We start from the raw sequence: 7,547 nt of genomic DNA, 5'->3' as shown, positions 1-7,547 counted from the left end.
GCGCAGCGAGCGCGCTTGAAATGATCGCCTGCGTGATGGCAATCCAAGAGGACGTCGTGCCGCCGACCGCCAACTATCGCGAGCCAGATCCCGCTTGCGACCTCGACATCACACCCAATGTGCCGCGGGAGCGCAAGGTGCGCGTCGCCATGAGCAACGCCTTCGCCATGGGCGGTACGAACGCAGTTCTGGCATTCAGGCAGGTGTAGAAGCCATGCAAGACGCCTCATTTGAGGTCACCTGTCGTATCTAGCTGCTTGCCGGACCACTATGTAAAGCGAGCGCTATTGGCTGCCTCTGCGATGCGGGAATTGGCAGCGGACGTCTCTCGATCAAACAGGCATCTTGCTTGTAGAATTCTTTTAATCGTGAAGCGGCGCGAGTGCGCTATCCGTTGAGGTGAGCAAGGCCGGCGCCCTGGGTGAGCGCTGGTGTCGGGTGGTGGAAAGTACAGGGGGAGCTGTGTGGCCCCTCTTTCTCGGCCTCGACGATGTGCGAAGGAGCCTGCGCGGCGAACGGGCCAACGCCCCAGGCTCAGAACCTGGGCGAACCTAACTCCCGCCAAAGGACAGCCCAGAGCTGGATACACGAAAGAGATACTGAACCCGCGAATCAGATTCTGATCAATCGTCGTGTCTGAGCTCCACTCGGCTCTTACGGAGATAATCGCGCGGCCCGGCAACGGCCGCGCGTGCCGCGGGCGTGAGCTTTGCGCTTCGTCAGAAGTGCCTCGAGCGTGACGACGATAATTGACCAGCCATATGGAACGCATTCGCCCAGTTATCCAAAGCGTGGATACCTTTCATCTAAACAAAGGATTTTACCGTTTTTGCTGCAGGTCCCATAGAAGCGCTTCAAGTTGGAAAGATAGGTAGTTCCGATGGTTGCGTTGGATCTGAGGAGCATCATCTGGTGTGCGGGGCGTACAAAGTCAGTCGCATCTGCATTGCGGCTTGGTCTTTCGGCGGTCCCCACAAGTTACGCCCCGTTGGCGCGACGCCAATTATTTAATCAATGCTTGGACATTTATCTCAACCAGACAGCTACAAGGTGAGGTCTTCCATGCGTCCGAATGTCGAGTGGAAGTTGTGCTGGGAAAATGAGCTGCAACTGGCCGACCATGTCGAACTCTCCGACTTTTTTCGAAAGACCTATGGACGGACTGGCGCCTTCAACGCGGAGCCATTCGAAGGCGGCCGCAGTTGGGCCGGCGCGAGGCCGGAATTCCGCGCAATCGGCTACGACGCGCATGGGGTAGCGGCTCACATCGGCATGCTGCGGCGCTTCATCAAAGTTGGCGAGGTCGACTTGATCGTCGCTGAATTGGGCCTGTACGCGGTTCGTCCGGATCTTGAAGGGCTCGGAATCGGTTTTTCGATGCGCGTGGCGTACCCAGTGCTCCATCAGTTGGGTGTTCCATTCGCTTTCGGCACGGTTCGGCACGCGCTGCGAAACCATGTCGAAAGATTCTGCAGAGCCGGCCTCGCGAACATTGTGTCGGGCGTTCGCGTACGGTCGACCCGTCCAGATGTGCATCCCGACCTGCCGCCCACGCGCCTGGAAGACGTACTCGTGTTGGTTTCGCCGATCGGACGCTCGATGGACGAGTGGCCGTCTGGTACCCTGATCGACCGGAACGGTCCGGAACTATGAAGCCTCTGGACTACATATGCGAAGGGCAGAGTGACAATGCCGATCGCATTGCAGAGCGCAGCGTCTATCTGACGTTTGACGACGGTCCCAATTCATTTTTCACACCGCAGATACTCAATGTGCTGGCGCAACATCAGGTGCCGGCGACCTTCTTCGTTGTTGGGGCCTACGCGGCCGACGAGCCGGAACTCGTTCGCCGAATTATTACAGACGGCCACGGTATAGCCAACCACACGATGACTCATCCGGACCTAGCTAAATGCGGGTCCGTCGAAGTCGACTGCCAGATAGTTGAGGCAAACAGAGTCATAGGGATGGCTTGCCCGCAGGCCATGGTTCGGTACTTTCGTGCACCCTATGGCATCTGGACCGAAGAAGTAATCGCTGCATTAGCGGGTGAGGCATTGGCGCCCGTCCATTGGTCCATTGATCCACGCGACTGGTCTCGCCCCGGCGTTGACGCCATCGTCGACAGAGTGCTCGCCGATATCCGGCCGGGCGCAATCGTGCTGTTGCACGACGGGTGCGCTCCCGACGAATTGCAACCAGGCAATCAAGCCAGTCTGCGCGACCAGACGGTGACAGCGTTGTCACGCCTAATTCCAGAATTGCACGGCCGCGGATTTGTAATCCGATCACTTCCTCAACATCCCTGAACAAACAGAGATCCTATGGACCTTCTCACCACAGCCAGTACTGTTGCCGTTTCGTCTTATGCGGTGCTCTCGACTGTTTACAGAGGCATGCAAGCGGTCTACTCCCAACCGGAAAATGTTACGCCGCCGTCGGAAAGCTTGTTCGGATCCGACCGTTGGCCGAGCGTGGATGTCATTATCCCCTGCTACAATGAGGACCCGCGCACACTCGCGGCGTGTTTAGCTTCCATTGCAAATCAAGATTACTCCGGAACATTTCAGGTCTATCTGGTTGACGACGGTTCTGGAAATCGTAATGCCGTCATCCCGGTACATCACGCCTACGAGGGCGACCCGAGATTCAATTTCATTCTGCTCCGCGAAAATGTTGGCAAACGCAAGGCGCAGATCGCCGCCATCCGCCGCTCATCTGGAGATTTCGTGCTCAGCGTCGACTCTGACACGACACTTGCGTCCGACGTCATCACGAAGCTTGCAGTAAAAATGCGGGATTCCATGGTCGGAGCGGCCATGGGCCAGCTGACGGCATACAACCGCAGCGACACTTGGTTGACCCGATTGATCGATATGGAATACTGGCTGGCTTGCAATGAGGAGCGCGCGGCGCAAGGTCGCTTTGGTGCGGTCATGTGCTGCTGCGGCCCATGTGCAATGTACCGCCGGTCTTGTCTCCTTTCTCTGCTGGATCAATACGAGACGCAGCTGTTCAGGGGGAAACCAAGCGACTTCGGTGAAGACCGTCATCTTACGATCCTCATGCTGAAAGCAGGCTTTCGAACCGAGTACGTTCCAGGTGCCGTCGCGGCGACAGTCGTTCCGGACAAGATGGGACCTTATTTGCGCCAACAACTCCGCTGGGCACGAAGCACTTTCCGGGACACGATGCTTGCGCGAGGTCTACTGCGTGGCCTGGATCGCTATCTAACTTTGGATGTGATGGGAGAGAATCTCGGCCCATTGTTGCTCGGCATCGCGGTAGTAACGGCGCTCGGTGAGTTACTATTTTCACATACAGTAAATTGGTGGACGGTGCTGGCTATTGTCACGATGACCATAATCAGATCTACGGTGTTATCTTTCCGCACTCGGCAGCTTCGATTCATCGGCTATTCAATGCACGCGTTAATCAGGATATTCCTGTTGATCCCCTTGAAGGCTTACGCCCTGTGTACATTGAGCAATAGCGATTGGCTGTCGCGTAAAAGTGTTCCCCTGCCCAACAGCAGCACAAAGGAAATCACAAGCGCGATGCCGCTTGGCGGAGCAAATGCTGCGGGCAATTCTGGAATTGCGGAGTCACTTCATACTGCAGATCTTTCGCTCACAGCTAGTGAAGTCTGACGGCCTTGCAGCGCCGAGTGACCGAGTAAGTTGTGTCAGTCGACACGGGGTGAAGCTTGTCGAGTTACCTATGATCAGAACGGGGACTATGTGGAAGCGACACGTGGCATCTTGACGTTATTCTTTGGCGGAAGCGATACACACGTCGCTCCGGCCGCGACTTTCCAAAGGTGTCATCTCAAGGCGGTGGCCTGCTCTGAACCAGAATTCGCAAGTAAGCTGCCGGTGGCCAATCGGACTCATTCCGCTTGAGATAGACGCATGTCCAATGTAGCAATCGACCTTACCGGCGTAACCAAATTATTCGGAAACAAGCTCGTTGTGGACGGGCTGTCCTTCACCGTTGCATCGGGAGAGTGCTTCGGTCTGCTGGGGCCTAACGGCGCAGGCAAGAGCACGATTGCGCGTATGCTCCTCGGTATGACCCGGCCTGACGCGGGTGATATAACAGTCCTCGGTCTACCAGTGCCGGCACGCAGCCGCTTGGCCCGCAAGGGCATAGGCGTGGTCCCGCAGTTCGACAATCTCGACCTGGAATTTACGGTACGTGAGAACCTGTTGGTGTTCGGGCGCTACTTCGGCATGAGTACAAGAGAGATCAACGCCGTCATCCCACGGCTGCTCGAGTTCGCTCGCCTTGAGAGCAAGGCGGATTCACGTGTCGGCCTGCTATCCGGCGGGATGAAGCGGCGCCTGACGCTGGCACGTGCTCTGATCAACGACCCCCAGTTGCTTGTGATGGATGAGCCCACGACCGGCCTCGACCCGCATGCCCGCCATCTGATCTGGGAGCGACTTCGTTTCCTGCTGGCGAGCGGAAAAACGATCATTTTGACCACCCATTTCATGGAAGAGGCTGAGCGGCTTTGTGATCGGCTGTGTGTTCTCGAGCGGGGACGCAAGATCGCCGAGGGCAGTCCTCATGCGCTGATCGACGAGTACATTGGGTGCAACGTGATCGAGATCTTCGGCGGTAATCCACAGGAGCTGATTTCGCTGATCAGACCGTACGTTCAGCGTGTCGAGGTAAGCGGCGAGACGCTCTTTTGCTATGCGCCTGAGCCGGAGGATGTGCGCATCCAGCTTCGCGGTCGAGCGGGTCTGCGTATTCTAGAGCGTCCACCCAGTCTGGAGGACGTTTTCTTGCGGTTAACCGGACGTGAGATGGAGAAGTGAGCAATGGGTGAACGTTTTGCGGCCGCTCTACCCGCCAACGCCTGGAACTGGATGGCGGTGTGGCGCCGCAATCATCTGGCATGGAAGAAGGTGGCATTTGCTTCAATGCTCGGCACCCTTGCTGATCCGATGATTTACCTTTTCGGGCTCGGCACTGGCCTTGGACTGTTGGTAGGCCGCATCGAAGGTGCATCCTACATCGCCTTTCTGGCAGCCGGCATGGTTGCGACGAGCGCGATGACAGCATCAACCTTCGAAACAATTTACGCGGTTTTCGGTCGAATGCGCGATCAGGGCACTTGGGAAGCAATCCTGCACACACAACTTACCCTCGGCGACATCGTTCTCGGTGAATTGACCTGGGCAGCCACAAAGGCTTTTCTGGCCGGTACGACAATTGCGATTGTTGCGGCCGCGCTAGGTTATGCCGCGTGGACGTCGGTTCTCTACGTGCTACCGGTCGTCGCTCTCACCGGATTCGCCTTTGCGAGCCTGGCCATGCTCGTCATCGCGCTCGCGCCCAGTTATCACTATTTTATTTTCTATCAGACGCTTGTCATCACACCCATGCTGTTCCTTTCGGGCGCGGTTTTTCCAGTCGGCCAATTGCCAGGAGTGTTTCAGCAGATTGCGGCCTTCTCGCCCCTGGCGAATTCTATCGAGCTAATCCGTCCGGTGATGCTCGGCCGCCTGGGCGACAATGTAGGGCTGCATATAGGCGCACTTTGCATGTTCGCTGTATTGCCTTTTTTTCTGTCGGCTGGACTGTTTCATCGACGACTAATGCGTTGACGCTTGCTTACACCCATTAACCAGAAGGAGGTCCGCAATGCCGGATGCAAACTGCCCACAGCGGCCCGGAGGCATGCGTATGCTAGGAATCGCGAGTGGTACAACGCCGAAGCCGGGCGCCACCCAGCCGCTGCAGGCACCCGCCCAGCTTCGCGACCACACCTCGAAGAACAGGCTGGATGGTGAGGCGCGGACCCACCCGGAGCGTTCAATCGATAGCAGCCAAGCTTCTTGTGCGCGTCCACAGACCGTCGCGGCCATTATTTAGTTGGATACACATGCAATGACCCACAACGAAGCAACTCCTGAGCCTTTTGTGATCCTTGCTATGCCAAGGACCGGAACACACTATTTAGAAGAATTGCTAAACGAGCATCCGACCGTTTTGAGTAACGGTGAGTTGCTAAACGAATATGATCCCAATTGGCCCAGCACTGATCGCCTGCTAGGCACGGATCGCGAGCTTCTTGAGCTTGCCTATGTGCGCTGCCCTATGCGCGACTACAAGAATGTGACGCATCTTGGATGCAAGATCAATGAACCTCAGTTTCGCGAGCGTCCCGCATTCTTTGCGGAACTGGCTCGTTGGCCAGCACTCAAGGTCATCCTTGTTGTTCGCCGAAACGTATTGGAATCGCTCCGATCCTTTGTGCAGGCCAGGGAAAGCGGTCACTGGCTGAAGTTCAGCTGGGACAACGATACCGCTCGGCCACCGAGCGTCAGGTTGTCAATCGCCGACTGTGAGGCTTATTTCAAAGCCGCCGACGATTTTCACGCTCGCGTTATGGACTCCTTCACGTCGACCAACCTGCTTGTAATGGAATACGAGAGCCTACTTCACGAACCTGCCCAATGCCTGGGAGCGGTTTGGGATTTCCTGGGCGTTCCAGCGCTTGAGCCATCAGATAACGCCATCCTGCAGCGCCAGGAAACGCGACCGCTGGATCAAACGGTGGAGAACTTTGACGAGTTGCGGATTCACTTCGCACGGGGACCTTATTCAAGATTTTTTGACCTCGGAGATTCAATGCGCTCCTACGCTTAATCGCTTGTACCGCGTGCTCTGATGGGCGTGTAGGATATCCTGCAGTTTGCGCGCATTCCGTCGCAAAACTGACAAACCAAAGTCACCAAGACGACAGAGATATCGGCCGGCAGTCGATCTGCGGCAGACATCAAAGACACGGCCGCAAGGCGACCTGGTCAATTCCCTCTCTGGCGAAGCACTTCTTCAGACGCGATCTTTGGCGAGCCTTGAGTGCAAATTCCGGCAAAGGTGGAGGGTTCCAGTGCGCAACCCGCACCAATCTCGCTGGACGGGACAGGCCTCCAGTTGGCACGGCGCTTGCTCCGAGATGACAGCAGCGCTCGACCGGAGCGCAGCATGGGAGAAGGAGGAGCCCCCACCCCGATCCGGTCAGGGAGAGAGAAACGGTGTTGGTTCCAAGAGTCCCCCGCGCGATCGCAGCGCCCCGCAAGCCCCATTTTGCCCGGACCTACGTGCAGGTGCTTGCCGCCATAGTCCTGGGAGCCGCAATTGGCTACCTCTATCCGGAAACCGGCCAGAGCCTGAAGCCGCTCGGCGATGCCTTCATCAAAGTCGTCAAGATGATTATCGCACCTGTCATCTTCCTGACAATTGCGACCGGCATTGCCGGCATGAGCGATCTGCAGAAGGTCGGCCGAGTTGCCGCCAAGGCGATGGTTTATTTCCTCACCTTCTCGACACTTGCACTCGTTGTCGGACTGATTGTCGCGAATATCGTTCAACCTGGCGCCGGCCTCAACATCGATCCGGCCTCGCTCGATGTCCAAGCCGTTAAGGGCTATGTGGCCACGGCTCACGAGCAGTCCGTGACCAGCTTCCTGATGAACATCATCCCGTCAACGATTGCCAGTGCCTTCGCGGAAGGCGACATCCTGCAAGTC

7 protein-coding genes and 1 pseudogene are annotated in these 7,547 nt (G+C 56.9%); all 8 read left to right on the top strand.

Going from position 1 to position 7,547, the window contains the following annotated elements; genetic code table 11:
• Positions 1-209 (top strand): annotated as a pseudogene (locus EN906_RS16010) (beta-ACP synthase); the annotation flags it as partial.
• 853 nt (positions 210-1,062) lie between these two features.
• Positions 1,063-1,653, top strand: a complete 591-nt coding sequence (locus tag EN906_RS16005) for a NodA family N-acyltransferase (RefSeq protein ID WP_063169401.1) — start codon at positions 1,063-1,065, stop codon at positions 1,651-1,653.
• Complete coding sequence (gene nodB, locus EN906_RS16000) at positions 1,650-2,309, top strand: chitooligosaccharide deacetylase NodB (RefSeq protein WP_063169400.1); 660 nt, start codon at positions 1,650-1,652, stop codon at positions 2,307-2,309. The genes EN906_RS16005 and nodB overlap by 4 nt, the downstream gene beginning before the upstream one ends.
• 15 nt (positions 2,310-2,324) lie before the next feature.
• On the top strand, positions 2,325-3,650 hold the full coding sequence (nodC, locus tag EN906_RS15995; protein ID WP_063169399.1) for a chitooligosaccharide synthase NodC: 1,326 nt from the start codon (positions 2,325-2,327) through the stop codon (positions 3,648-3,650).
• 261 nt (positions 3,651-3,911) lie between these two features.
• Positions 3,912-4,826 (top strand): nodulation factor ABC transporter ATP-binding protein NodI, encoded by a 915-nt coding sequence (gene nodI / locus EN906_RS15990; RefSeq protein WP_024505873.1) that lies wholly within the window; start codon positions 3,912-3,914, stop codon positions 4,824-4,826.
• A gap of 3 nt (positions 4,827-4,829) precedes the next feature.
• Complete coding sequence (locus tag EN906_RS15985; RefSeq protein WP_063169398.1) at positions 4,830-5,618, top strand: ABC transporter permease; 789 nt, start codon at positions 4,830-4,832, stop codon at positions 5,616-5,618.
• Positions 5,619-5,901: 283 nt separating this feature from the next.
• A complete protein-coding gene (locus tag EN906_RS15980) occupies positions 5,902-6,663 on the top strand; it encodes a sulfotransferase domain-containing protein (protein ID WP_127266955.1) in 762 nt (253 codons plus the stop codon).
• Between the two features lie 389 nt (positions 6,664-7,052).
• A partial coding sequence (locus EN906_RS15975) for a cation:dicarboxylase symporter family transporter (protein ID WP_127375250.1) occupies positions 7,053-7,547 on the top strand: 495 nt, incomplete at its 3' end.

This window comes from Mesorhizobium sp. M7A.F.Ca.CA.004.06.1.1, assembly GCF_003999135.1.
In the GTDB taxonomy this organism is placed as follows: Bacteria; Pseudomonadota; Alphaproteobacteria; order Rhizobiales; family Rhizobiaceae; genus Mesorhizobium.
This window is presented reverse-complemented; position numbering and strand designations above follow the sequence as displayed.

Coding starts and splice junctions, on each gene's coding strand:
- EN906_RS16005 (WP_063169401.1), top strand. CDS start 1,063: ATGCGTCCGAATGTCGAGTGGAAGTTGTGCTGGGAAAATGAGCTGCAA.
- nodB (WP_063169400.1), top strand. CDS start 1,650: ATGAAGCCTCTGGACTACATATGCGAAGGGCAGAGTGACAATGCCGAT.
- nodC (WP_063169399.1), top strand. CDS start 2,325: ATGGACCTTCTCACCACAGCCAGTACTGTTGCCGTTTCGTCTTATGCG.
- nodI (WP_024505873.1), top strand. CDS start 3,912: ATGTCCAATGTAGCAATCGACCTTACCGGCGTAACCAAATTATTCGGA.
- EN906_RS15985 (WP_063169398.1), top strand. CDS start 4,830: ATGGGTGAACGTTTTGCGGCCGCTCTACCCGCCAACGCCTGGAACTGG.
- EN906_RS15980 (WP_127266955.1), top strand. CDS start 5,902: ATGACCCACAACGAAGCAACTCCTGAGCCTTTTGTGATCCTTGCTATG.